Source organism: Pseudomonas sp. MB-090624 (assembly GCF_003205245.1).
Classification (GTDB): domain Bacteria; phylum Pseudomonadota; class Gammaproteobacteria; order Pseudomonadales; family Pseudomonadaceae; genus Aquipseudomonas; species Aquipseudomonas juntendi.
In genome coordinates this window covers 42,138-66,543 of sequence record NZ_QJRK01000009.1, presented here as the reverse complement: position 1 = coordinate 66,543, position 24,406 = coordinate 42,138, and the positions used below count along the sequence as shown (strand labels likewise).

The window sequence follows — 24,406 nt, the reverse complement described above, 5'->3', positions numbered from 1 at the left end:
TTGGCATGCAATACAATCTCACCAGAATCGATCCGGATGCGCCCAACGAGCAGTACCCGGTCGGTGAACGGGAAACCGTCACCGATCAGCTGCTGGAGGACCAGGTCCACAAGAACATCTTCATGGGCAAGCTCGAAGATGTGCTGCGTGGCGCGGTCAACTGGGGTCGCAAGAACTCACTGTGGCCGTACAACTTCGGCCTGTCCTGCTGCTACGTGGAAATGACCACGGCCTTCACGGCACCCCACGACATCGCCCGCTTCGGTGCCGAAGTCATCCGGGCCTCGCCGCGTCAGGCCGACTTCATGGTCATTGCCGGTACCTGCTTCGTGAAAATGGCGCCGATCATCCAGCGCCTGTACGAGCAGATGCTCGAGCCCAAGTGGGTGATCTCCATGGGGTCGTGCGCCAACTCCGGTGGCATGTACGACATCTACTCGGTCGTTCAGGGGGTCGACAAGTTCCTCCCCGTGGACGTCTATGTGCCTGGCTGCCCGCCACGCCCTGAGGCTTTCCTGCAAGGCTTGATGCTGCTGCAGGAGTCGATCGGCCAAGAACGACGCCCGCTTTCCTGGGTTGTTGGTGATCAAGGTATTTACCGTGCCGAGATGCCAGCCCAGAAAGACTTGCGTCGTGAGCAGCGCATTGCAGTAACCAACCTGCGCAGCCCCGACGAAGTCTGATCCAGCGACCTGCCGCCCGCTCCCCATGGAGCCGGCGGCCTGGCTTCATTCTTAACGTTGACCCAAAGCGACCGAGACCATGACAGCGGACAACGCTATTTTCATTCCGCCCTACAAGGCTGACGACCAGGATGTGGTCGTCGAACTGCACAACCGTTTTGGCGCCGAAGCTTTCGTCGCCCAGGAAACCCGCACCGGCATGCCCGTGCTGTGGGTCAAGCGCGCCCAACTCAAGGAAGTGCTGAGCTTCCTGCGTGGCGTGGCCAAGCCGTACAGCATGCTGTACGACCTGCACGGCGTCGACGAACGCCTGCGTACCCAGCGCCGCGGCCTGCCAGCCGCCGACTTCAGCGTGTTCTACCACCTGCTGTCGGTCGAGCGTAACAGCGACGTGATGATCAAGGTGTCGCTCAGCGAAGGCGACCTCAACCTGCCATCGGTGACCAACATCTGGCCGAACGCCAACTGGTACGAGCGCGAAGTCTGGGACATGTTCGGCATCGACTTTGCCGGCCACCCGCACCTCAGCCGCATCATGATGCCCCCCACCTGGGAAGGCCACCCGCTGCGCAAGGACTACCCGGCCCGTGCCACCGAGTTCGACCCGTACAGCCTGACCCTGGCCAAGCAGCAGCTCGAAGAGGAATCGGCGCGCTTCAACCCTGAAGCCTGGGGCATGAAGCGTCAGGGCGCCAACGAGGACTACATGTTCCTCAACCTCGGCCCCAACCACCCTTCGGCGCACGGTGCATTCCGCATCGTGCTGCAGCTGGACGGTGAAGAGATCGTCGACTGCGTACCGGACATCGGCTACCACCACCGTGGCGCCGAGAAAATGGCCGAGCGCCAGTCCTGGCACAGCTTCATCCCCTACACCGACCGTATCGACTACCTCGGCGGGGTGATGAACAACCTGCCGTACGTGCTCGCGGTGGAGAAGCTGGCCGGCATCCAGGTGCCGCAGAAGGTCGACGTGATCCGCATCATGCTCGCCGAGTTCTTCCGCATCACCAGCCACCTGCTGTTCCTGGGCACCTATATTCAGGACGTGGGTGCCATGACCCCGGTGTTCTTCACCTTCACCGACCGCCAGCGCGCCTACACCGTGATCGAGGCGATCACCGGTTTCCGCCTGCACCCGGCCTGGTACCGCATCGGTGGCGTCGCCCACGACCTGCCGCGCGGCTGGGACAAGCTGGTCAAGGACTTCGTCGAATGGCTGCCCAAGCGCCTCGACGAGTACACCAAGGCGGCCTTGCAGAACAGCATCCTCAAGGGCCGCACCATCGGCGTCGCTGCCTACAACACCAAGGAAGCACTGGCCTGGGGCACCACCGGTGCCGGGCTGCGCTCCACCGGTTGCGACTTCGACCTGCGCAAAGCCCGCCCTTACTCCGGCTACGAGAACTTCGAGTTCGAAGTACCGCTGGCCCACAACGGCGATGCCTACGATCGCTGCATGGTCCGTGTCGAGGAGATGCGCCAGAGTATCCGCATCATCGACCAGTGCCTGCGCAACATGCCGGAAGGCCCGTACAAGGCGGATCACCCGCTGACCACGCCGCCGCCGAAAGAGCGCACCCTGCAGCACATCGAAACCCTGATCACGCACTTCCTGCAAGTCTCGTGGGGCCCGGTGATGCCGGCCAACGAGTCGTTCCAGATGATCGAGGCGACCAAAGGCATCAACAGTTACTACCTGACGAGCGATGGCGGCACCATGAGCTACCGCACCCGGATCCGTACCCCGAGCTACCCGCACCTGCAGCAGATCCCTTCGGTGATCAAAGGCAGCATGGTCGCCGACCTCATTGCGTACCTGGGCAGTATCGACTTCGTTATGGCTGACGTGGACCGCTAAGCATGAACAGCACGCTTATCCAGACAGACCGTTTCGCCCTGAGCGAAACCGAGCGCTCGGCCATCGAGCACGAAATGCATCACTACGAGGACCCGCGCGCGGCGTCCATCGAAGCCCTGAAGATCGTTCAGAAGGAACGCGGCTGGGTGCCGGACGGCGCCATTCACGCCATCGGCGAAGTGCTGGGCATTCCGGCCAGCGACGTCGAAGGTGTAGCCACCTTCTACAGCCAGATCTTCCGCCAGCCAGTCGGCCGCCACATCATCCGCGTGTGCGACAGCATGGTCTGCTACATCGGCGGCCACGAATCGGTGGTCAGCCAGATCCAGAGCGAACTGGGCATCGGCCTTGGCCAGACTACCGCAGACGGCCGCTTCACCCTGCTGCCGGTATGCTGCCTGGGCAACTGCGACAAAGCTCCGGCGCTGATGATCGACGACGACACCTTCGGTGACGTGCAGCCGGCTGGCGTTTCCAAACTGCTGGAGGGTTACGTATGACCATTACTTCCTTCGGCCCGGCCAACCGCATCGCGCGCACGGCCGAAACCCACCCGCTGACCTGGCGCCTGCGTGACGACGGCGAACCGGTATGGCTGGCCGAGTATGAATCGAAGAACGGCTACGCCGCCGCGCGCAAGGCGCTGGCAGACATGTCCGCCGACGATATCGTGCAAAGCGTCAAGGACTCCGGCCTCAAGGGCCGTGGTGGCGCCGGCTTTCCCACCGGGGTGAAGTGGGGCCTGATGCCCAAAGACGAATCCATGAACATCCGCTACCTGCTGTGCAACGCGGACGAAATGGAGCCCAACACCTGGAAGGACCGCATGCTGATGGAGCAACAGCCCCATCTGCTGGTGGAGGGCATGCTGATCAGCGCCCGCGCCCTGAAGGCCTACCGCGGCTACATCTTCCTGCGCGGCGAATACACCACCGCCGCGAAGAACCTCAACCGCGCCATTGATGAAGCCAAGGCCGCAGGCCTTTTGGGCAAGAACATCCTGGGCAGCGGTTTCGATTTCGAGCTGTTCGTGCACACCGGTGCCGGGCGCTACATCTGCGGTGAAGAAACCGCGCTGATCAACTCGCTGGAAGGCCGCCGCGCCAACCCGCGCTCCAAACCGCCCTTCCCTGCTGCCGTGGGTGTATGGGGCAAACCGACCTGCGTGAACAACGTCGAAACCCTGTGCAACGTGCCAGCCATCGTCGCCAACGGCAACGACTGGTACAAGTCGCTGGCCCGTGAAGGCAGCGAAGACCACGGCACCAAGCTGATGGGCTTCTCCGGCAAGGTCAAGAACCCGGGCCTGTGGGAGCTGCCGTTCGGCGTTACCGCCCGCGAGCTGTTCGAGGACTACGCCGGTGGCATGCGTGACGGCTTCAAGCTCAAGTGCTGGCAGCCAGGCGGCGCCGGTACCGGCTTCCTGCTGCCCGAGCACCTCGATGCGCAGATGTACGCCGGTGGCATCGCCAAGGTCGGCACCCGCATGGGTACGGGCCTGGCCATGGCGGTCGACGACAGCGTCAACATGGTGTCGCTGCTGCGCAACATGGAAGAGTTCTTCGCCCGCGAGTCGTGTGGCTGGTGCACCCCTTGCCGTGACGGCCTGCCGTGGAGCGTGAAAATGCTGCGCGCACTGGAAAACGGCCAGGGCCGCGCCGAAGACATCGAGACGCTGCTGGGGCTGGTCAACTTCCTCGGCCCAGGCCGTACCTTCTGTGCTCACGCACCGGGTGCCGTCGAGCCATTGGGCAGTGCCATCAAATACTTCCGCTCGGAGTTCGAGGCCGGTGTGGCGCCTGAAAGCGCTGGCACCCTGCGCCCGAACCTGGCGAAGCCGATTGTGGTCGGCGCATAAAAAGATAGAACGCGGGTGGTCCGTGCCACCCGCCAGCCCGCCGGCAGGCCCGAATGACTCGTGGCGTGCCGCAGGCTCACCGATTTCCATTAGCCACGCCCGCTCACGCGGGCCAACGAAGAACTTTGAACAATGGCCACTATCCACGTAGACGGCAAAGCGCTCGAAGTCAACGGTGCTGACAACCTTTTACAGGCGTGTCTGTCACTCGGCCTCGACATCCCTTATTTCTGCTGGCACCCCGCGCTTGGTAGCGTGGGTGCCTGCCGGCAGTGCGCGGTGAAGCAGTACACCGACGAGAACGACACCCGTGGTCGTATCGTCATGTCCTGCATGACCCCTGCTTCCGACGGCACCTGGATCTCCATCGACGATGAAGAGTCCAAGGCGTTCCGCGCCAGCGTCGTCGAATGGCTGATGACCAACCACCCGCACGACTGCCCGGTGTGCGAGGAAGGCGGTCACTGCCACCTGCAGGACATGACGGTAATGACCGGCCACAACGAGCGCCGCTACCGTTTCACCAAGCGTACCCACCAGAACCAGGACCTCGGCCCGTTCATCGCCCATGAGATGAACCGCTGCATCGCCTGCTACCGCTGCGTGCGCTACTACAAGGACTACGCCGGCGGGACCGACCTGGGTGTCTACGGCGCCCACGACAACGTGTACTTCGGTCGCGTCGAAGACGGCGTGCTGGAAAGCGAGTTCTCCGGCAACCTGACCGAAGTCTGCCCAACGGGCGTGTTCACCGACAAGACCCACTCCGAGCGCTACAACCGCAAGTGGGACATGCAGTTTGCCCCGAGCATCTGCCATGGCTGCTCCAGCGGCTGCAACATCAGCCCAGGCGAGCGCTACGGCGAGCTGCGCCGTATCGAAAACCGCTTCAACGGTTCGGTGAACCAGTACTTCCTGTGCGACCGCGGCCGCTTTGGCTACGGTTACGTCAACCGCACGGACCGCCCGCGCCAGCCACAACTGGCCGACGGCACCAAGCTGGGCCTGGACGCCGCCCTGGACAAGGCCGCCGACCTGCTGCGCGGCCGCACCATCGTCGGCATCGGTTCGCCACGCGCCAGCCTCGAAAGCAACTACGGCCTGCGTGAGCTGGTCGGTGCCGAGTACTTCTACTCGGGCATGGAAGCTGGCGAGCTGGCCCGGGTGCGCCTGGCCCTGGACGTGCTGAACAACAGCCCGCTGCCGGTGCCGACCCTGCGCGACATCGAAGACCACGACGCCGTGTTCGTGCTGGGTGAAGACCTGACCCAGACCGCTGCCCGCGTCGCCCTGGCTGTGCGCCAGGCGACCAAGGGCAAGGCCGAGGCCATGGCCGAAGCGATGAAGGTGCAGCCTTGGCTCGACGCTGCCGTGAAGAACATCGGCCAGCACGCGCTGTACCCGCTGTTCATCGCTTCGCTGGCGCAAACCAAGCTGGACGACGTGGCTGAAGAGTGCGTGCACGCAGCCCCCGCCGACCTGGCCCGCCTCGGCTTCGCCGTGGCCCACGCCATCGACCCGAGCGCCCCGGCCGTCGAAGGCCTGGACGCCGAAGCCAAAGCCCTGGCCCAGCGCATCGCCGACACCCTGGTGGCCGCCAAGCGCCCATTGGTGGTAGCGGGCACTTCGCTGGCCGACCCGGCCCTGATCGAAGCCGCCGCCAACATCGCCAAGGCCCTGAAGCTGCGCGAGAAAAACGGCTCCCTGAGCCTGGTGGTGCCAGAGGCCAACAGCATCGGCCTGGCCATGCTCGGTGGCGAGTCGGTGGATGCCGCGCTGGACGCCGTCATCAGCGGCAAAGCCGATGCGATCGTGGTGCTGGAAAACGACCTGTACGCCCGCGTAGCGGCTGCCAAGGTCGACGCAGCCCTGGCGGCCGCCAAAGTGGTGATCGTCGCCGACCACTCGAAAACCCCAACGGTCGACCGCGCCCACCTGGTGTTGCCGGCCGCCTCGTTCGCCGAAGGCGACGGTACCCTGGTCAGCCAGGAAGGCCGTGCCCAGCGCTTCTTCCAGGTGTTCGACCCGCAGTACCTGGACAGCAGCATCCAGATCCACGAAGGCTGGCGCTGGATGCACGCCCTGCGTGCCACCCTGCTGAACAAGCCGGTCGACTGGACGCAACTGGACCACGTCACCAGCGCCTGTGCTGCTGCCGCGCCGCAACTGGCCGGCATCGTCAATGCCGCGCCAAGCGCCGCGTTCCGCATCAAGGGCATGAAGCTGGCCCGCGAGCCGCTGCGCTACTCCGGCCGTACCGCCATGCGCGCCAACATCAGCGTGCACGAGCCACGTACCCCGCAAGACAAGGACACCGCGTTCGCCTTCTCCATGGAAGGCTACTCGGGCTCGGCCGAACCGCGCCAGCAGGTGCCGTTCGCCTGGTCGCCGGGCTGGAACTCGCCGCAAGCCTGGAACAAGTTCCAGGACGAGGTCGGTGGCCACCTGCGTGCCGGTGACCCGGGCGTGCGCCTGATCGAGTCGCAAGGCGACCGCCTGAACTGGTTCAGCGCCATTCCGGGCGCCTTCAACCCGGCCCGTGGCACCTGGACGGCGGTGCCGTTCTTCCACCTGTTCGGCAGCGAAGAAAGTTCCTCGCGCGCCGCCCCGGTGCAACAGCGTATTCCGGTGGCCTACGTGGCCTTGGCCAAGTCCGAGGCCGACCGCCTGGGCGTCAACGAAGGTGCGCTGCTGAGCCTGACCGTTGCCGGTGTGGCCCTGCGCCTGCCGCTGCGTATCAATGAAGAGCTGGGCGCTGGCCTGGTCGCGCTGCCGAAAGGCCTGGCCGGCATTCCGCCTGCCATCTTCGGTGCACCCGTCGAAGGTCTGCAGGAGGCAGCACAATGAGCTGGTTCACCCCCGAAGTGATCGATGTGATCATCCAGGTCGTCAAGGCTATCGTGGTGCTGTTGGCCGTGGTGGTCTGCGGCGCCCTGCTCAGCTTCGTCGAACGCCGCTTGCTGGGCTGGTGGCAGGACCGCTACGGTCCGAACCGTGTCGGCCCGTTCGGCATGTTCCAGATCGCAGCCGACATGCTGAAGATGTTCTTCAAGGAAGACTGGAACCCGCCCTTCGTCGACAAGATGATCTTCACCCTGGCGCCAGTCGTGGCCATGAGCGCCCTGCTGATCGGCTTCTCGATCATCCCGATCACCCCGGGCTGGGGCGTCGCCGACCTGAACATCGGCCTGCTGTTCTTCTTCGCCATGGCCGGCCTGTCGGTCTACGCGGTGCTGTTTGCCGGCTGGTCGTCGAACAACAAGTACGCCCTGTTGGGCAGCTTGCGGGCGTCGGCACAGACCGTGTCGTACGAAGTGTTCCTGGGCCTGGCGCTGATGGGCGTGGTGGTGCAGGTGGGCTCGTTCAACATGCGCGACATCGTCGAGTACCAGGCGCAGAACCTGTGGTTCATCATTCCACAGTTCTTCGGCTTCTGCACCTTCTTCATCGCTGGCGTGGCCGTGACTCACCGTCACCCGTTCGACCAGCCGGAAGCGGAACAGGAACTGGCCGACGGCTACCACATCGAGTATGCCGGCATGAAGTGGGGCATGTTCTTCGTCGGTGAGTACATCGGCATCATCCTCATCTCGGCGCTGCTGGTAACCCTGTTCTTCGGCGGCTGGCACGGCCCGTTCGGCATACTGCCACAACTGCCGTTCCTGTGGTTCGCATTGAAGACCGCGTTCTTCATCATGCTGTTCATCCTGCTGCGCGCCTCGATCCCGCGCCCACGCTATGACCAGGTGATGGACTTCAGCTGGAAGTTCTGCCTGCCGCTGACCCTGATCAATTTGCTGGTGACCGCTGCGCTCGTGCTCTACAACACGCCAGCCGTCGCGGCCCAGTGAGGATTTGACCCATGTTCAAGTATATCGGCGACATCGTTAAAGGCACCGGCACCCAGCTGCGCAGCCTGGCCATGGTGTTCTCCCACGGGTTTCGCAAACGCGACACCCTGCAGTACCCCGAAGAGCCCGTGTACCTGCCGCCGCGCTACCGCGGCCGCATCGTGCTCACCCGCGACCCCGACGGCGAGGAGCGCTGCGTAGCGTGCAACCTCTGCGCGGTGGCCTGCCCGGTCGGCTGCATCTCGCTGCAGAAAGCCGAAACCGAGGACGGCCGCTGGTACCCGGAGTTCTTCCGCATCAACTTCTCGCGCTGCATCTTCTGCGGCCTGTGTGAAGAAGCGTGCCCGACCACCGCGATCCAGCTGACTCCGGATTTCGAAATGGCCGAGTTCAAGCGTCAGGACCTGGTGTACGAGAAAGAAGATCTGCTGATCTCCGGCCCCGGCAAGAACCCTGACTACAACTTCTACCGTGTTGCGGGTATGGCCATCGCTGGCAAGCCGAAAGGCGCTGCACAGAACGAAGCCGAGCCGATCAACGTGAAGAGCTTGCTCCCATAAGGACAGAAAGATGGAATTCGCTTTCTACTTCGCATCCGGGATCGCCGTGGTGTCCACCCTTCGGGTGGTGACCGGCACCAACCCCGTGCACGCCCTGCTTTACCTGATCATTTCGCTGATTTCCGTGGCCATGATCTTCTTCTCCCTGGGTGCACCGTTCGCCGGTGCCCTGGAAGTGATCGCCTACGCCGGCGCCATCATGGTGCTGTTCGTGTTCGTGGTGATGATGCTCAACCTCGGGCCGGCTTCGGTGGCCCAGGAGCGCGGCTGGCTCAAGCCCGGCATCTGGGCCGGGCCGGTCATCCTTGGCGCCCTGCTGCTGGCAGAGCTGCTGTACGTGCTGTTCGTCACCCCGAGCGGCGCCGGCATCAGCGGTACCACCGTGGGCCCGAAAGCCGTGGGGGTCAGCCTGTTCGGCCCCTACCTGCTGGTGGTCGAACTGGCGTCGATGCTGCTGCTGGCGGCAGCTGTGACCGCCTTCCACCTGGGCCGCAACGAGGCGAAGGAGTAAATCATGGGTGCTATCCCTCTCGAACATGGCCTGGCAGTCGCCGGCATCCTGTTCTGCTTAGGTCTGGTTGGCCTGATGGTCCGCCGCAACATCCTCTTCGTGCTCATGAGCCTGGAAGTCATGATGAACGCCTCTGCCCTGGCGTTCGTCGTCGCCGGGGCCCGTTGGGTCCAGCCCGACGGCCAGGTGATGTTCATTCTGGTGATCAGCCTGGCAGCTGCCGAGGCCAGCATTGGCCTGGCCATCCTGCTGCAGCTGTACCGCCGGTTCCACACTCTCGACATCGATGCTGCCAGTGAGATGCGCGGATGAACCTTCTCTTCCTGACTTTCGTCTTCCCCCTCATCGGCTTCCTGCTGCTGTCGTTCTCGCGCGGACGGTTCTCGGAGAACCTGTCCGCGCTGATCGGCGTCGGCTCGGTAGGCCTGTCGGCGGCCACGGCCGCCTACGTCATCTGGCAATTCAACGTCGCCCCACCTGAAGGCGGCGCTTACAGCCAGTTGCTGTGGCAGTGGATGTCGGTGGACGGCTTCGCGCCGAACTTCACCCTGTACCTGGACGGCCTGTCGGTCACCATGCTCGGCGTGGTCACCGGTGTCGGCTTCCTGATCCACCTGTTCGCCTCCTGGTACATGCGTGGCGAAGCCGGCTACTCGCGCTTCTTCTCGTACACCAACCTGTTCATCGCCAGCATGCTGTTCCTGATCCTTGGCGATAACCTGCTGTTCATCTACTTCGGCTGGGAAGGCGTGGGCCTGTGCTCGTACCTGTTGATCGGCTTCTACTACAGCAACCGCAACAACGGTAATGCCGCGCTCAAGGCATTCATCGTCACCCGCATCGGCGACGTGTTCATGGCCATCGGCCTGTTCATCCTGTTCGCCCAGCTGGGTACTTTGAACGTGCAGGAGCTGCTGGTGCTGGCACCACAGAAATTCCAGGCGGGCGACACCTGGATGGTGCTGGCAACGCTGATGCTGCTGGGCGGTGCGGTGGGTAAATCGGCCCAGCTGCCACTGCAGACCTGGCTGGCGGACGCGATGGCCGGCCCGACCCCGGTTTCGGCACTGATCCACGCCGCGACCATGGTGACTGCGGGCGTGTACCTGATCGCCCGTACCAACGGCCTGTTCCTGCTGGCACCCGACATCCTGCACCTGGTAGGCGTAGTCGGTGGCGTGACCCTGGTACTGGCCGGCTTCGCCGCGCTGGTGCAAACCGACATCAAGCGTATCCTCGCCTACTCGACCATGAGCCAGATCGGCTACATGTTCCTGGCCCTGGGCGTCGGTGCCTGGGACGCGGCGATCTTCCACCTGATGACCCACGCGTTCTTCAAGGCACTGCTGTTCCTGGCCTCCGGTGCGGTGATCGTGGCCTGCCACCACGAGCAGAACATCTTCAAGATGGGCGGCCTGTGGAAGAAACTGCCCCTGGCCTATGCCAGCTTCGTGGTCGGTGGCGCGGCCCTGGCCGCACTGCCGATCGTGACGGTAGGCTTCTACTCCAAGGACGAGATCCTCTGGGGAGCCTTCGCCAGCGGCAACACCGGCCTGCTGTACGCCGGCCTGGTGGGCGCGTTCATGACCTCGCTGTACACCTTCCGCCTGATCTTCATCGCCTTCCATGGCGAAGCCAAGACCGAAGCGCATGCCGGCCACGGCATCAGCCACTGGCTGCCGCTGGGCGTACTGATCGTGCTGTCGACCTTCATCGGTGCCTGGATCACCCCACCGCTGGCCGGCGTGCTGCCTGAAAGCGCCGGCCATGCCGGTGGCGCCGCCAAGCACGCGCTGGAAATCACCTCGGGGTCGATCGCCATTGCCGGTATCCTGCTGGCAGCCCTGCTGTTCCTGGGCAAGCGCAGCTTCGTCAGTGCGGTGGCCAACAGCAGCATCGGCCGCGTGCTTTCGGCCTGGTGGTTCGCTGCCTGGGGCTTCGACTGGATCTACGACAAGCTGTTCGTCAAACCTTACCTGCTGATCAGCCACATGCTGCGCAAGGATCCGGTTGACCGCGGCATTGGCCTCATCCCTCGCCTGGCTCGCGGCGGCCACGTCGCCATGAGCAAGACCGAGACAGGCCAACTGCGCTGGTACACCGCCTCGATCGCCGTTGGCGCAGTGCTGGTACTCGGCGCTGTGGTAGTGGCTGCGGTATGACCATGAACTTTGCGAACCTTGCGACCCTGCAAAAGGAAACGAACCCGTCATGATTTTGCCTTGGCTGATCCTGATCCCCTTCATCGGCGGCTTCCTGTGCTGGCTGGGTGAGCGCTTCGGCGCCACCCTGCCGCGCTGGATCGCGCTGCTGACCATGTCCCTGCTGCTAGGCATCGGCCTGTGGCTGTGGGCTCACGGCGATTACACCCTCGCCCCCGCACCTGGCGCCGAACCGGCCTGGGCCCTGGAATACAAAGTCCAGTGGATCCAGCGCTTCGGCATCAGCATCCACCTGGCCCTCGATGGCCTGTCGCTGCTGATGATCCTGCTTACCGGCCTGCTCGGTGTGCTGTCGGTCCTGTGCTCGTGGAAAGAAATCCAGCGTCACGTCGGCTTCTTCCACCTCAACCTGATGTGGATCCTGGGCGGCGTGGTCGGTGTGTTCCTGGCACTGGACCTGTTCCTGTTCTTCTTCTTCTGGGAAATGATGCTGGTGCCGATGTACTTCCTCATCGCGCTCTGGGGTCACAGCTCGGCAGATGGCAAGAAGACCCGGATCTACGCGGCGACCAAGTTCTTCATCTTCACCCAGGCCAGCGGCCTGATCATGCTGGTGGCGATCCTTGGCCTGGTCCTGGTCAACTACAACACCACCGGCGTGCTCACCTTCAACTATAGCGACCTGCTCAAGGCCCAGTTGCCTGCGGGCGTGGAATACCTGCTGATGCTGGGCTTCTTCATCGCCTTTGCGGTGAAGCTGCCGGTGGTGCCGTTCCACTCCTGGTTGCCTGACGCTCACGCCCAGGCGCCCACTGCAGGTTCCGTGGACCTAGCCGGTATCCTGCTGAAGACTGCGGCCTATGGCCTGCTGCGCTTCGCCCTGCCGCTGTTCCCGAACGCCTCGGCCGAGTTCGCGCCGATTGCCATGACCCTGGGCCTGATCGGCATCTTCTACGGTGCGTTCCTGGCTTTCGCGCAAACCGACATCAAGCGCCTGATCGCCTTCTCCAGCGTCTCGCACATGGGCTTCGTGCTGATCGGTATCTACTCCGGCAGCCAGCAGGCCCTGCAAGGCGCGGTGATCCAGATGCTGGCCCACGGCCTGTCGGCTGCCGCGCTGTTCATCCTGTCGGGCCAGCTGTACGAGCGCCTGCACACCCGTGACATGCGCCAGATGGGCGGCCTGTGGCACCGTATCGCCTACCTGCCCGCCATCAGCCTGTTCTTCGCCGCTGCCTCGCTGGGCCTGCCCGGCACCGGCAACTTCGTCGGCGAGTTCCTGATCCTGCTCGGCAGCTTCGTGCATGTACCGTGGATCACCGTGATCGCCACCACCGGCCTGGTATTTGGCTCGGTGTACTCGCTGATCATGATCCACCGCGCCTACTTCGGCCCGGCCAAGAGCGACACCGTACTGGCCGGCATGGACGGTCGCGAGCTGATCATGGTGCTGGGCCTTGCGGTCCTGCTGATCCTGCTGGGCGTGTATCCGCAGCCATTCCTCGACACCTCTGCCGCCACCATGAGTGGTGTGCAGCAGTGGCTCGGCTCCGCTTTCACTCAACTCGCTTCGGCCCGGTAAGAGCGCTATGGAATTCACCACTCAACACTTCATCGCATTGGCGCCGATGCTGATCACCACCATCACCACGGTGGTGGTGATGCTGGCGATCGCCTGGAAGCGCAACCACTCGCAAACCTTCCTGCTGTCCACCGTGGGCCTGAACCTGGCGCTGCTGTCGATCCTGCCGGTGCTGAAGGTGGCACCGTTGGCGGTCACCCCGCTGCTGACCATCGACAAGTTCGCCTGCCTGTACATGGCGATCATCCTGGTGGCCACGCTGGCTTGCGTCACCCTGGCCCACGCCTACCTGGGCGAAGGCTCCAAAGGCTTCCCGGGCAACCGTGAAGAGCTCTACCTGCTGCTGCTGATGTCGGCACTCGGTGGCCTGGTGCTGGTCAGCGCCAACCACCTGGCGGGGCTGTTCATCGGCCTGGAGCTGCTGTCGGTGCCGGTCTACGGCCTGGTGGCCTATGCGTTCTTCAACAAACGCTCGCTGGAAGCCGGTATCAAGTACATGGTGCTGTCGGCCGCCGGGTCAGCGTTCCTGCTGTTCGGCATGGCCTTGCTGTACGCCGACGCCGGCAGCCTGAGCTTCGACCAGATCGGCAAGGCCCTGGCGGCTACCAGCATGCCAAGCCTGGTGGCCCAACTGGGCCTGGGCATGATGCTGGTCGGCCTGGCCTTCAAGCTGTCGCTGGTACCTTTCCACCTGTGGACCCCGGACGTGTACGAAGGCGCCCCGGCGCCGGTTGCCGCGTTCCTGGCAACCGCCAGCAAGGTCGCGGTGTTCGCCGTGGTCGTGCGCCTGTTCATGCTCTCCCCTGCTGCCAGCAGCGGCGTGCTGAGCACCGTACTGGCGGTCATCGCCGTTGCCTCCATCCTGGTCGGTAACCTGCTGGCGCTGACCCAGAGCAACCTCAAGCGCCTGCTCGGTTACTCGTCCATCGCCCACTTCGGTTACCTGCTCATCGCCCTGATCGCCAGCAAGGGCCTGGCCCTGGAAGCCATGGGCGTGTACCTGGTCACCTACGTGATCACCAGCCTGGGCGCCTTCGGGGTCATCACCCTGATGTCCTCGCCCTATGGCGGCCGTGACGCCGATGCCCTGTACGAATACCGCGGCCTGTTCTGGCGCCGCCCGTACCTGACTGCAGTGCTGACCGTGATGATGCTGTCGCTGGCGGGCATCCCGCTGACCGCCGGTTTCATCGGCAAGTTCTACATCATCGCCACCGGTGTCGAGTCGCACCTGTGGTGGCTGGTTGGTGCCCTGGTGATCGGCAGCGCCATTGGCGTGTACTACTACCTGCGTGTCATGGTCACCCTGTACCTGGTCGAGCCGAACCTGCGTCGCCACGACGCACCGCTGAAGTGGGAGCAGCGCACCGGTGGCGTCATGCTGCTGGCCATCGCCATTCTTGCTTTCGTACTGGGTGTGTACCCGCAACCCCTGCTGGAAATGGTCCAGCAAGCCGGCCTGCAACTGATCGGCTGATTGCCCTGGCAATGAAAACACCCCGCTGATGCGGGGTGTTTTTTTATGTGCGTGTTTTAGGTTGCTGAGCATGCCAGCTCATTCACCAGGGCTACCCAGCCCTGCGCCAGGCAGGGCCGCCTTGCGCAAATCACCATTGGCTGAAGGCAGGTAGACTTCCGGGTTGGGCATGCCGCTGGGCGACAGTTCATGGGTCATTTCGAATTCGGCACGTACCGACCAGCCACAGGCCTCGGTTGTGCATTGCAAATAAGCAATGCGCAGGAAAATATGGCGACCTTCACTGGTGCGGATGCGCATCCTGCTGTGGCAGTGCGGGCAGACAAGCTTGTAAGTACTCACGGCAAGTACCTGCAAGCACTGTTCAGGTTCAACTTCAGTGAGAATGCTCGCGAGAGTGTGTCAGTATTGGCCACAAAATCGGGACTATTCTTCAGTTTGGTGTTTCTCATTGCAGAAATGCTCCTTAAAACGCAGGGCTGTATTCATAACGAGTAGTTTAAGCCCATGGAATATCATTAAACCAGTCATGGATATTTGTTATGAGTACTCACGTACTGGCTGCGGTGCTCACGCGGCTCAAGCTTCTAACTGGCGCGCAGTCCGACGCCGATCTTTCGCGCGCACTGTCGGTGAGCCCGCAGACGCTCAGCAGCTGGAAAGTGCGCGATAGCATTCCCTATTCCCTTTGCATCGAGATCGCCAAGCAACATGCCTGCTCGCTGGACTGGCTTCTGCTCGGCCATGGCGAGCAGGCCCCGGCAAGCCGGGGCCTGACGGGTTGGGAAGCCGATGTGCTCGAGCGCCTGCGCACCTTGTCGCCCAGCGACCGCCAAGCCATCTTGCTGTTCATCGAAGACAAGCAGCGAATCCGGCAACTGGAACAGCGGTTGAGCGAGCTGGCAGGTTAACCCCGCTTACGCCAGCGCTGGATCAGTTCACGCGGGTCGAGGGTGTCGACCAGCACCATGACCTTCAGGCTGACCGGAATGACGATTACCGCTGCCACAAAACCGGCCATGCCACGTGACAGCAAGGGCACCGACTCCGAAATCAGCGGCTCGAACAAATGGCCCACGCCTACGGTGACGAACACCAGCAAGAGTTTCTTGGCCAGTGTCAGCCGCTTGGCGGTGTTGGTGATCAACCGGTCGCGTGCGGCACTGACCAGCAACGCCCCCAGCAGCGCGGCGAACAACACATTGCCATCCACCCCCAGCATCTGCGCCAGGGTTGAACCCAAGTGGTCGCAGAACCATTGTTCAGGCATGTTTCAGCCCTCGTCGCGGTCCAGCCAGGCAAGGCGCGGAACCCAAGGTATGCAGGATCGCGGCTTCGACAAAACGGGTGTAACACACATGCAAGGCGCGCCCATGGTCATGCCCGGCCACGTCCTCGAGGCGTTGGTAGCCCCGCTCACGCAGCGCCGCTCGCCAGCGGGCGAACTCGCTTGCCGCGGCAATCACGGCACAGCGCGCGGCCACCTCCAGCGCCGCATCACTGACTGGCTGCTGGAGCTTCAGCCGTTCATGCAACCTGCCCAAGTCCACCCGCGGCCAGAACGGGTCGTGGCTATCGGCAATGCGTGGTAGGCGATCGGTACTCATGCGTCACCTCCTCATTGCTCGGCCAGCATGCCGTAACGAATAGCCTTGATCACTGCAGCTACCCGGGTGGGCACATCGAATTTGCGCAGGATGTTGGACACGTGGAAATTCACGGTCGACTCCTTGCACGCCAGGATCTGCCCGATTTCCCAGGAACTCTTGCCATAGGCGCACCACAGCAGCACCTGCTGTTCACGTGGTGTCAGGCGCACCGGGGCGTCCGCCAGAGGGTGCTGCGAATGTCGAGCGTTGTCGGTCATGTTTGAACTCCGCGGGTGAGTGAGCACGGCACGCTTGCCGATCTGCGTTCACCTTACGAAGCCCGTGCGGTAGCCTCCATCGCCGCCGCTTGTAAAGAACTTTCGTACAAAAGCGTCTGACGAAAGCAGCGGGAAAATGAGTGCTTTTCTTCGTGCTCCCGGCGGCATTTCGCTCGTCTCAACGCCGTTGTCCATTCGCTTTTCGCCTGGAGTCGTACAATGCGTCGCGTTATGCCCCTGTCATCCTGCCTGGGCTTGCTGGCTGCCATGGGCGCCACCCAGCCCGTCGTGGCGGCACCCTCGGTCGAGCTCGACCAGGTGCTGATCACCGACGAGGAGCAGACCGAACTGACGGCCGCCACCCAGCGCCTGCGCGAAATACCGGGCGCCAGCAACATGGTGGACATGCAACGCGTCGGCCAAGGCCGGGTGGCCAGCAACCAGGACGTGCTGGCCTACCAGCCCGGTGTGTTCGCACAATCGGCAGGCAACGACGGGATCAAGTTGTCGATCCGCGGCTCAGGCCTCAATCGTGCCCCGGGGGCACATGGCTCTGGCATCTACACGATGTTCGACGGGCTGCCATTGACCGGCCCGGGGGGCACCCCCTACGAGCTGTTCGAACCCTTGTGGCTAAGCCGCGCGGAAGTGTTGCGCGGCGCCAACGGCTTCGATCAGGGCGCGCTGGCACTGGGTGGCGCGATCAACTACGTCACCCACACCGGCTATGACGCTGCACCGCTGCAGGTGCGCTACGAGGTGGGCAGCCGCGGCTACCAGCATCGGCATATCAGCTCGGGCCAGGTGCTGGGCGACCTCGACTACTACGTCGCGTTGACCGATGCCGAATACGACGGTTACCAGGCTCACAGCAGCGGCAGTGCCAAGGGCGTGGCTGCCAATGTCGGCTACCGCTTCAACCCCAACCTCGAAACGCGCTTCTACCTGCGCTACCGGGAAACCGAGAACGAACTGGCCGGGCGCCTGACCAAGGACCAGATCAAGCACCACCCTCGGGCGGCTAACCCTGCCTACCTGGCCCGTGACGATAGCCGCCCGCAACCGGGCAGCACCTGGGTAGGCAACAAGACTACCTTCTACCTCGACGATGACGCGCGGGTGGAAGCCGGCCTGGTCTACCACGACTACCCCATGGATCTGCGCGAAGGGCCGATGCGCCTGAAGGTGGCCTATACCGACGTCAGCGGCACGCTCAACTATTCGCGCCGCGACAGCCTGTACGGCCACGAGAGCAAGACCACTCTCGGCTGGCGCACCACCAAACACCTGCCAAACAGCGGCGCCTCGCAGTTCGCCCGCACTGGCGACGTGTTCGGTGCAAGAACGCGGGACTTCACCTACCAGGGCTCCGATACCGTGCTGCATGCCGGCAATGACCTGGAACTGGTGCCCAACCTGTGGCTGACCACCGGCCTGGCCATGATCTACACCCGGCGTGAAAGCGACGTCACCTACCCTGCCGAGGGCGGCAAAGTGAGCATGCATGACTGGGATTACGCCCCCCGTGTGGGCTTGCGCTACGACCTTCGGCCGGACCTGCAGGTGTATGGCAACCTCAGCCGTTCGGTCGAGCCGCCACACCCCTGGTCGCTGATCTGGAGCGCACCGAGTACTGGCGGCAAACAGATCCAGCCGATCGAAATGCAGAACCAGACTGCAACCACCCTGGAAGTGGGCGCACGTGGCGATTCGGCCATCGGCCGCTGGGACCTGGCCTGGTACTACGCACAGGTGCGCCACAAACTGCTCGCCGTGGAAGTGGTGCCGAACTTCACCTCCGAGTTCAATGCCAGCGCCACAGTGCACCAAGGTGTGGAAGCCGGCCTCGTCAGCACGTTGTGGGAACGCGCAGGCACGGGCAAGTTGAGCCTGCGCCAGGCCTATACATTCAGTGATTTCCACTACCGCGATGACGAGGCGTTCGGTGACAATCGCCTGCCTGGCATCCCCATGCACTATTACCAGGCCGAGCTGCGCTACGACTGGCCGAACGGTTTCCATGCCGGGGTGAATACCCAGCTGGCATCCAAGGTTCAGGTGGACTACGCCAACAGCTACCACGCTGATGAATATGCCCTGCTCGGCGCGCGTATCGGTTGGGATTCACCCCGCCAGGACTGGCAAACCTGGCTGGACCTGCGCAACCTCACCAACCAGCGTTATGCAGCGACGGTGACGCCCGCCTACAACGATGCCGGTAATGACAATGCGCGCTCCACCCCGGGCGAAGGCTTCAGCGTATACGCCGGGGTTTCCTACAGCTTCCGCTGACGCATGGCGCCCCTTGCAGCAGCGGGCCAGGCCACTGCGGCAAGGGGCATCCCACGAGTGGGTTGGCGGTTCAGACCGACCGGTTCAGCTTTACCCATGAAGCAAACTTGTCGATGAAGGCCTGCAGGAATGGCCGGGTCTTGTCGTTGAGCTTGCCCGACTCGTCGAACAGGTTGGCGGCACCGCCAATGTAGGCTTCGGGCATCTGCATGCACGGCATGTCCAGAAATACCAGCGCCTGGCGCACGGCATGGTTGGCACCAAAGCCGCCGATAGCCCCTGGCGAAACGCTCACCACCGCAGTGGGCTTGCCGCTCCAGGCACTGTGCCCGTAAGGCCGGGAGCCAACGTCAATGGCGTTCTTCAGGCAGCCGGGAACCGAGCGGTTGTATTCAGGGGTGACGAACAGCACGGCATCGCTGCGGCGAATTTCATCGCGAAACCGTTTCCAGGACTCGGGAGCACCCTCGGCCTCGACATCCTCGTTGTACAGCGGCAGATCGCCAATTTCGACGATTTTCAGGGCAAGGCTGGACGATGCCAGCTCCGCAAGTGCGCGGGCGACCTTACGGTTGTAGGACTCCTTGCGCAAGCTACCGACAACAACCGCAACCGAATACACCTGGCTCATGGCAATTTCCTACCTATACGGGTTAAAGGACGATGTAGTTATAGATGACCGTTTCTCGCCGCTTTGGTTTTTTTTCATCGACGCGAAAACTTCCAGCCCTCCTGCACGGTCTATGACTACAGACATTTCCTACGTATTTCAGAGGTTTCCACCCAAATGGCAGCAGTAATGGTCGGCCAATTCCACGCCCGTGACGCCGAAGGCCGCATCTACCCCGTGCACGAGTTTCAGGAGTCGACCCTGCAACTTGACGGCAGCACACTGGGCGCCCCCATCACCACCTACCGCCTGGCCATCGGCGACAAGGTCAATTACCTGGGTGAAAACCGCTTCGAGCTGGCGCGCAGCGGTGTCGAGCTCATCCGCATTCCGTGAAGCAAGCCGTGGCGCATGGCCGGTGATGGATGACCGGCAGCAGCATGACTGCTAGCCACAATCAGCCGGCAGATGCCTCGGTCAGCACCTGCCACATCGAAGGCCCGCCTGCCGATTTGGCTATGGCTGCCAACCGTTCGGCATGCGCTTCCAGCTCTTGGGCATTGGCCATGATCACGCGCCCCGGCGCTCGCCCGGTGATCCGGCGGATTTCGCTACCGCCGCCAGCCTGCCCGTCACCCTCGGCATCCGCCCCATGACCGGCCAGCGACAGGCTGGTCTGGCCACCGGTCATCGCCAGGTAGACGTCGGCCAGCAGTTCCGAGTCGAGCAGTGCGCCGTGCAGCTCGCGGCCTGAGTTGTCGATATCGTAGCGTTTGCACAGCGCATCGAGGCTGTTGCGCTGCCCCGGGTGGCGCGAACGCGCCAGCAGCAAGGTGTCGAGAACGGTGCAGTACTGGGACACGTCCGCGCGATGCTGCTGGCCCAGCAAGGCGAATTCGTTGTTGATGAAGCCTACGTCGAACGCCGCGTTGTGGATGACCAGCGTGGCGCCCTGGATGAACTCGAAGAATTCATCGGCTACATCGGCGAAGCGCGGCTTGCCGACCAGAAACGCGTCGGTGATGCCGTGGACGTTGATCGCCCCCTCGTCACTTTCGCGGTCCGGCTGCAGGTAGACATGGAAATGCCGCCCGGTCAGCCGCCGGCCGATCACCTCGACACAGCCGATTTCGATGATCCGGTGACCTTCGCCAACCGGCATACCCGTGGTCTCGGTATCGAGAATCACGTACCGTTTATCTTGCTGCTGCTCCACGCCGGGCGCTCCAACTTGCATCAGTTACAAAGCGGCGATTGTACCCCAGCTCAACGCTGGGCGCGCACCTCATCGACCCCACGGTTGGCCAACTGGTCGGCCCGTTCGTTGCCGGGGTGGCCGATGTGCCCGCGTACCCACTTCCAGGTGACCTTGTGGCGGTTGACCTGCTCATCGAGCAGTTGCCACAGGTCGGCGTTTTTTACCGGCTCCTTGGCCGCGGTTTTCCAGCCGCGCTTCTTCCAGTTGACCATCCACTCGTTGATGCCCTTCATCACATATTGCGAGTCGGTGGTCAGCACGACTTCGCATTCACGCTTGAGCGACATCAGCCCCTGGATCGCCGCCATCAGCTCCATGCGGTTGTTGGTCGTTTCACGTTCGCCGCCCCACAGTTCCTTCTCGACGCCCTTGTAGATCATCAGCACCCCCCAGCCACCCGGGCCAGGGTTGCCCTTGCAGGCACCATCGGTAAACATTTCGACGCTATCGCTCATGTACCACTCTTGAATTCAGTGCTTGTCAGTTTCAGGGTTGGCTGCCGTGCGGTTGACCTTGGCCAGCGGCAGCGGCAGCAGCTTGCCCATGGGCTCGCGACGCTGCTGACGCAGGGGCCGCAGCCCTACCACCATCTTGCGCGCCACCAGCAGGTAGACCCCACCACCGGCACCTTGCCAGCCGCCGGCCAGCCGCTCCCAGCCTTGCAGGCGCTGCTGCCAGGCCGGTGAGGCAAGCGGCGGACGATAGCACCCGAAGCGGCGTTTCTCCAGCGCGAAGCCCAGCAGGTTGAGCCAGTCGCCAACCCGCGACGGCGAGATGCAGCGCGCCTTGCGCAAGGCGCCATGGCTGAAGAAATGGCGCATGCCCCAACTGCTCCACGGGTTGATGCCCACGATCAGCAAGTGCCCACCCGGGCGCACGGCACTGGCTGCCTCGCGCAGCAGGCCATGCGGCGACAGGCAGAAGTCCAGGCCATGCTGCAGCACCACCACGTCGGCAGCATGCTCGCTCAGCGGCCAGGCCTGTTCCTCGCAGACAATTTCAACCCCCGGCAACGGCGCACCAAGGCGCACATTGCGCTGCACCTGGGGTGCCTGGGGCGGTGCTTCGGCGCAGGGCCCGTAATGCACCAGGTAACCGCCAAAAAAGCGCCCCAGCTCTTCCTCCAGCAGTTGGTCTTCTTCCTTGAGCATCAGTTGGCCGAGTGGGCCATTGAACCACTCACGGGCCAGGCTGATCAGCTCGACCCAGTCCGGATCGGCCTGGGCAAAGGCTTGGTCGGTCATTGCGCTCTCCCTCGAAGGTTCTCCCGCCGCGCCATCGCGGCTAAGATGCCTTCATGTGCCACGCTAGGTGAATCGGATCCGCACCATGATACAGATCGATGCTCTTCCCGCTTTCTCCGACAACTACATCTGGTTGTTACAGGATACTGCCAAACGCCGTTGTGCGGTGGTCGACCCCGGCGACGCCGGCCCGGTGGAGCGTTGGCTGGCCGCCAACCCCGGCTGGGCGCTGAGCGACATCCTCATAACCCACCACCACAACGACCACGTCGGCGGCGTGGCACGGCTCAAGCAACTGACCGGCGCGCGGGTCTGTGGCCCGGCCAACGAGCAGATTCCCTGCCGTGACCTGGCGCTGGACGAGGGCGCCGAGGTGGAAGTGCTGGGCGTGGTATTCCAAGTGCTGGCGGTGCCCGGCCACACCCTGGGCCATATCGCTTTCTTCAGTGACCAGCCGGCAACCCCGCTCCTGTTCAGCGGCGATACCCTGTTCGCGGCCGGTTGCGGGCGCATGTTCGAGGGCACGCCCGAGCAGATGCAACCTGCCCTGGCCCGCCTGGCGGCCCTGCCCGCGCACACCCAGGTGTACTGCGCCCACGAATACACGCTTGCCAACCTGCGCTTCGCCAAGGCCGTCGAGCCCGACAACCGGCACGTGCAGCAGCGCTTCGACGAGGTGACCCGGTTGCGCGCCGACCAGCGCATCACATTGCCGTCGACGATTGGCCTGGAGCGCCTGACCAACCCTTTTTTGCGCACCTCTGAAACATTAGTTAAACAAAAAGCAGACGAATGGAAGGGACATTCAAACGCTACGCATGTCGCTGTTTTTGCTGCCTTGAGGTCTTGGAAAGACACCTTCTGATAACCGCAAGATATATCGCAATCTGTGTTCAACGGTTGACCCGGCCCGGAGCGGTTTCTAGAATCGCCGAAATTTTTTGCCCGGATACCTGTCTCAGCCGATGTCTTCCCGTAGCCGCAGAACCTCTCATTCAGTCGCCCTGACGCGCCTGGCCCAAATCAGTGCGCTGGCTCTGGCCGCCACTCTGGTGGGTTGCCAGAGCACCCGTCAGCTCGACGAATCCGATAGCGTTCGCGCGCACAATTACCAGGCGCGGATCAAGCACAAGCCCGCGCCGCTGCTGGTCAAGCCGGCCGAGCAGGCGCCACAGGACGTGTGGGAGCGCATGCGCCAGGGCTTTGCCCTGCAGGACAGCATCGACGTCAACCCGCGCATCGAGCAGCAGCGCCTGTGGTTCGCCAGCAACCCCACCTTCATCGAAAGCGCCGGCGAGCGCGGCAGCCTGTACCTGCACTACATCGTCGAGCGCCTCGAGGAGCGTGACATGCCCCTGGAGCTGGCGCTGCTGCCAGCCATCGAAAGCGCCTACAACCCGATGGCGTATTCGCGGGCCAGCGCCGCAGGCATGTGGCAGTTCATGCCGGCAACCGGTCGCCACTTCAACCTGCGCCAGACCAATTTTTATGACGGCCGCCGCGACATCACCGCCTCGACCAATGCCGCGCTGGACTACCTGACCCGCCTGCATGACATGTTCAACGGCGACTGGCTGCTGGCCCTGGCCGCCTACAACGCCGGCGAAGGCACGGTCAGCCGCGCCATCGAACGTAACGAGCGCCTGGGCCTGCCAACCGACTACTGGAACCTGCCGCTGCCCCAGGAAACCCGCGACTACGTGCCCAAGCTGCTGGCCCTGTCGCAAGTGGTGCTTACCCCTGAAGCCTACGGCGTGAACCTGAACCCGATCGCCAACGAACCCTACTTCGAAGCCGTGGCCATCAATGATCGGCTCGACCTGTCGCGGGTGGCGGCCTTTGCCAACATCGACGAAGACGAGCTGATCCAGCTCAACCCCGCCTTCAAGAAACGCATGACCGTGGACGGGCCCAAGCAATTGCTGGTGCCGACCGCCAAGGCACAATTGCTGAGCAACAGCCTGTCCAACCTCAACCCCGAGCAGCTGGTCGCCCTGCAACCGAACAAGGCCGTGTTCGCCCGTGCCGTGGCCGAAACCAGGGCACCGGCGGCTGCACGCAGCTACCGGGTCAAGCGTGGCGACAACCTGGGCGCCATTGCCAAGGCCAACCGCGTATCGATCAAGGACATCAAGCGCTGGAACCGCCTGTCCGGCAACAACCTGCGCGCTGGCCAGGTCCTGGCCCTGCGCGGCGGCAACGCCCCGAGCGCCGCCGGCAATCGCGTAGCGGCGTCGGCGCAGCGCTCTACCCAGTACAAGGTGCGCAAGGGTGACTCGCTGTACCTGGTGGCCAAGCGCTTCAACGTGGAAATGAAGCACCTCAAGCGCTGGAACCCGCGCAGCGGTCATGCCCTCAAGCCTGGGCAGACCCTGACCGTCTACGTCGGGCATTGAAAGTCGCAAGCTGCAAGCTGCAAGCTGCAAGTTGCAAGTTGCAAGCAGCAAGAAAAAAGCAATGCGCGTACACCGCCGCTTTTTCTTGAAGCTTGAAGCTTGAAGCTTGAAGCTTGAAGCTTGAAGCTTCAAGCTTGCAGCTCTCTTTTTCCCACCCCCCCAAGCTGTTACTGTACGCCGACAAAAGCCCAACG

Annotated in this window: 25 protein-coding genes; 17 read left to right on the top strand and 8 right to left on the bottom strand. The window is 63.3% G+C overall.

All coding sequences use genetic code 11. From position 1 onward, the window contains the following. The first annotated feature begins 5 nt into the window (after positions 1-5). From DMX12_RS06860 to nuoN, 12 genes are all read left to right on the top strand, one after another. On the top strand, positions 6-683 hold the full coding sequence (locus DMX12_RS06860; protein WP_003251429.1) for an NADH-quinone oxidoreductase subunit B family protein: 678 nt from the start codon (positions 6-8) through the stop codon (positions 681-683). 79 nt (positions 684-762) lie between these two features. Next, positions 763-2,544 (top strand): NADH-quinone oxidoreductase subunit C/D, encoded by a 1,782-nt coding sequence (nuoC, locus tag DMX12_RS06855; RefSeq protein WP_110676799.1) that lies wholly within the window; start codon positions 763-765, stop codon positions 2,542-2,544. 2 nt (positions 2,545-2,546) lie between these two features. Further along, positions 2,547-3,044 (top strand): NADH-quinone oxidoreductase subunit NuoE, encoded by a 498-nt coding sequence (nuoE, locus tag DMX12_RS06850; RefSeq protein ID WP_003251433.1) that lies wholly within the window; start codon positions 2,547-2,549, stop codon positions 3,042-3,044. Further along, entirely contained in the window at positions 3,041-4,402 is a 1,362-nt protein-coding gene (gene nuoF, locus DMX12_RS06845) for an NADH-quinone oxidoreductase subunit NuoF (RefSeq protein WP_009686424.1), read from the top strand. Before nuoE ends, nuoF begins: the two co-directional genes overlap by 4 nt. A gap of 132 nt (positions 4,403-4,534) precedes the next feature. Further along, the gene (gene nuoG, locus DMX12_RS06840; RefSeq protein WP_110676797.1) at positions 4,535-7,249 is read left to right on the top strand and encodes an NADH-quinone oxidoreductase subunit NuoG; all 2,715 of its coding nucleotides are present in this window, start codon (positions 4,535-4,537) and stop codon (positions 7,247-7,249) included. After that, positions 7,246-8,253 (top strand): NADH-quinone oxidoreductase subunit NuoH, encoded by a 1,008-nt coding sequence (gene nuoH / locus DMX12_RS06835; protein WP_029886631.1) that lies wholly within the window; start codon positions 7,246-7,248, stop codon positions 8,251-8,253. The genes nuoG and nuoH overlap by 4 nt, the downstream gene beginning before the upstream one ends. A gap of 11 nt (positions 8,254-8,264) precedes the next feature. Then, positions 8,265-8,813: an NADH-quinone oxidoreductase subunit NuoI gene (nuoI, locus tag DMX12_RS06830; protein WP_016488223.1), complete on the top strand. Its 549-nt coding sequence runs from the start codon at positions 8,265-8,267 to the stop codon at positions 8,811-8,813. 10 nt (positions 8,814-8,823) lie between these two features. Further along, on the top strand, positions 8,824-9,324 hold the full coding sequence (gene nuoJ, locus DMX12_RS06825) for an NADH-quinone oxidoreductase subunit J (RefSeq protein WP_009686420.1): 501 nt from the start codon (positions 8,824-8,826) through the stop codon (positions 9,322-9,324). Between the two features lie 3 nt (positions 9,325-9,327). Further along, on the top strand, positions 9,328-9,636 hold the full coding sequence (gene nuoK, locus DMX12_RS06820) for an NADH-quinone oxidoreductase subunit NuoK (RefSeq protein ID WP_003251446.1): 309 nt from the start codon (positions 9,328-9,330) through the stop codon (positions 9,634-9,636). Next, a complete protein-coding gene (nuoL, locus tag DMX12_RS06815; RefSeq protein ID WP_110676795.1) occupies positions 9,633-11,486 on the top strand; it encodes an NADH-quinone oxidoreductase subunit L in 1,854 nt (617 codons plus the stop codon). The genes nuoK and nuoL overlap by 4 nt, the downstream gene beginning before the upstream one ends. A 49-nt stretch (positions 11,487-11,535) precedes the next feature. Continuing rightward, positions 11,536-13,068, top strand: coding sequence for an NADH-quinone oxidoreductase subunit M (nuoM, locus tag DMX12_RS06810; RefSeq protein WP_029886633.1), 1,533 nt, complete (start codon positions 11,536-11,538; stop codon positions 13,066-13,068). 7 nt (positions 13,069-13,075) lie between these two features. After that, a complete protein-coding gene (nuoN, locus tag DMX12_RS06805) occupies positions 13,076-14,545 on the top strand; it encodes an NADH-quinone oxidoreductase subunit NuoN (RefSeq protein ID WP_009686417.1) in 1,470 nt (489 codons plus the stop codon). A 78-nt stretch (positions 14,546-14,623) separates the two neighbouring features. Here nuoN and DMX12_RS06800 read toward each other — a convergent pair whose 3' ends face one another. Further along, the gene (locus tag DMX12_RS06800) at positions 14,624-14,887 is read right to left on the bottom strand and encodes an ogr/Delta-like zinc finger family protein (protein ID WP_110676793.1); all 264 of its coding nucleotides are present in this window, start codon (positions 14,885-14,887) and stop codon (positions 14,624-14,626) included. A gap of 200 nt (positions 14,888-15,087) precedes the next feature. Between DMX12_RS06800 and DMX12_RS06795 the strand changes: the two genes are divergently transcribed. Continuing rightward, positions 15,088-15,456, top strand: a complete 369-nt coding sequence (locus DMX12_RS06795) for a helix-turn-helix domain-containing protein (protein ID WP_110676790.1) — start codon at positions 15,088-15,090, stop codon at positions 15,454-15,456. Here DMX12_RS06795 and DMX12_RS06790 read toward each other — a convergent pair. Genes DMX12_RS06790 through DMX12_RS06780 form a run of 3 tightly spaced genes read right to left on the bottom strand, consistent with a single transcriptional unit; the run spans position 15,453 to position 16,412 of the window. Continuing rightward, positions 15,453-15,815 (bottom strand): hypothetical protein, encoded by a 363-nt coding sequence (locus DMX12_RS06790; RefSeq protein ID WP_009686414.1) that lies wholly within the window; start codon positions 15,813-15,815, stop codon positions 15,453-15,455. The genes DMX12_RS06795 and DMX12_RS06790 overlap by 4 nt on opposite strands. Further along, entirely contained in the window at positions 15,808-16,152 is a 345-nt protein-coding gene (locus tag DMX12_RS06785; RefSeq protein WP_009686413.1) for a head completion/stabilization protein, read from the bottom strand. The genes DMX12_RS06790 and DMX12_RS06785 overlap by 8 nt, the downstream gene beginning before the upstream one ends. 11 nt (positions 16,153-16,163) lie before the next feature. Further along, positions 16,164-16,412: a helix-turn-helix transcriptional regulator gene (locus tag DMX12_RS06780; protein ID WP_009686412.1), complete on the bottom strand. Its 249-nt coding sequence runs from the start codon at positions 16,410-16,412 to the stop codon at positions 16,164-16,166. A gap of 219 nt (positions 16,413-16,631) precedes the next feature. Between DMX12_RS06780 and DMX12_RS06775 the strand changes: the two genes are divergently transcribed. Further along, on the top strand, positions 16,632-18,704 hold the full coding sequence (locus tag DMX12_RS06775) for a TonB-dependent receptor domain-containing protein (RefSeq protein ID WP_110676788.1): 2,073 nt from the start codon (positions 16,632-16,634) through the stop codon (positions 18,702-18,704). Positions 18,705-18,774: 70 nt separating this feature from the next. On the opposite strand, the gene DMX12_RS06770 is transcribed toward DMX12_RS06775, so the two are convergent. Further along, positions 18,775-19,335, bottom strand: a complete 561-nt coding sequence (locus DMX12_RS06770; protein WP_009686409.1) for an NADPH-dependent FMN reductase — start codon at positions 19,333-19,335, stop codon at positions 18,775-18,777. A gap of 156 nt (positions 19,336-19,491) precedes the next feature. Here DMX12_RS06770 and DMX12_RS06765 point away from each other — a divergent pair, with 156 nt between their 5' ends. Then, complete coding sequence (locus tag DMX12_RS06765) at positions 19,492-19,710, top strand: hypothetical protein (RefSeq protein ID WP_009686408.1); 219 nt, start codon at positions 19,492-19,494, stop codon at positions 19,708-19,710. A 61-nt stretch (positions 19,711-19,771) separates the two neighbouring features. Here the strand turns inward: DMX12_RS06765 and dnaQ are convergent, their stop codons facing one another. From dnaQ to DMX12_RS06750, 3 genes are read right to left on the bottom strand one after another with little or no spacing between them, the layout of a single operon-like run. Beyond that, entirely contained in the window at positions 19,772-20,530 is a 759-nt protein-coding gene (gene dnaQ / locus DMX12_RS06760) for a DNA polymerase III subunit epsilon (protein WP_110676786.1), read from the bottom strand. Positions 20,531-20,580: 50 nt separating this feature from the next. Beyond that, the gene (gene rnhA, locus DMX12_RS06755; protein WP_029886642.1) at positions 20,581-21,027 is read right to left on the bottom strand and encodes a ribonuclease HI; all 447 of its coding nucleotides are present in this window, start codon (positions 21,025-21,027) and stop codon (positions 20,581-20,583) included. A gap of 15 nt (positions 21,028-21,042) precedes the next feature. Continuing rightward, positions 21,043-21,816 carry a class I SAM-dependent methyltransferase gene (locus DMX12_RS06750; protein WP_029886643.1) on the bottom strand — a complete coding sequence of 258 codons (774 nt, stop codon included), beginning with the start codon at positions 21,814-21,816 and terminating at the stop codon, positions 21,043-21,045. An 85-nt stretch (positions 21,817-21,901) separates the two neighbouring features. Here DMX12_RS06750 and gloB point away from each other — a divergent pair, with 85 nt between their 5' ends. Next, entirely contained in the window at positions 21,902-22,681 is a 780-nt protein-coding gene (gene gloB / locus DMX12_RS06745) for a hydroxyacylglutathione hydrolase (RefSeq protein ID WP_110676784.1), read from the top strand. A 100-nt stretch (positions 22,682-22,781) separates the two neighbouring features. Further along, positions 22,782-24,212 carry a lytic transglycosylase domain-containing protein gene (locus DMX12_RS06740; RefSeq protein ID WP_029886645.1) on the top strand — a complete coding sequence of 477 codons (1,431 nt, stop codon included), beginning with the start codon at positions 22,782-22,784 and terminating at the stop codon, positions 24,210-24,212. The last annotated feature ends 194 nt before the right edge of the window (positions 24,213-24,406 follow it).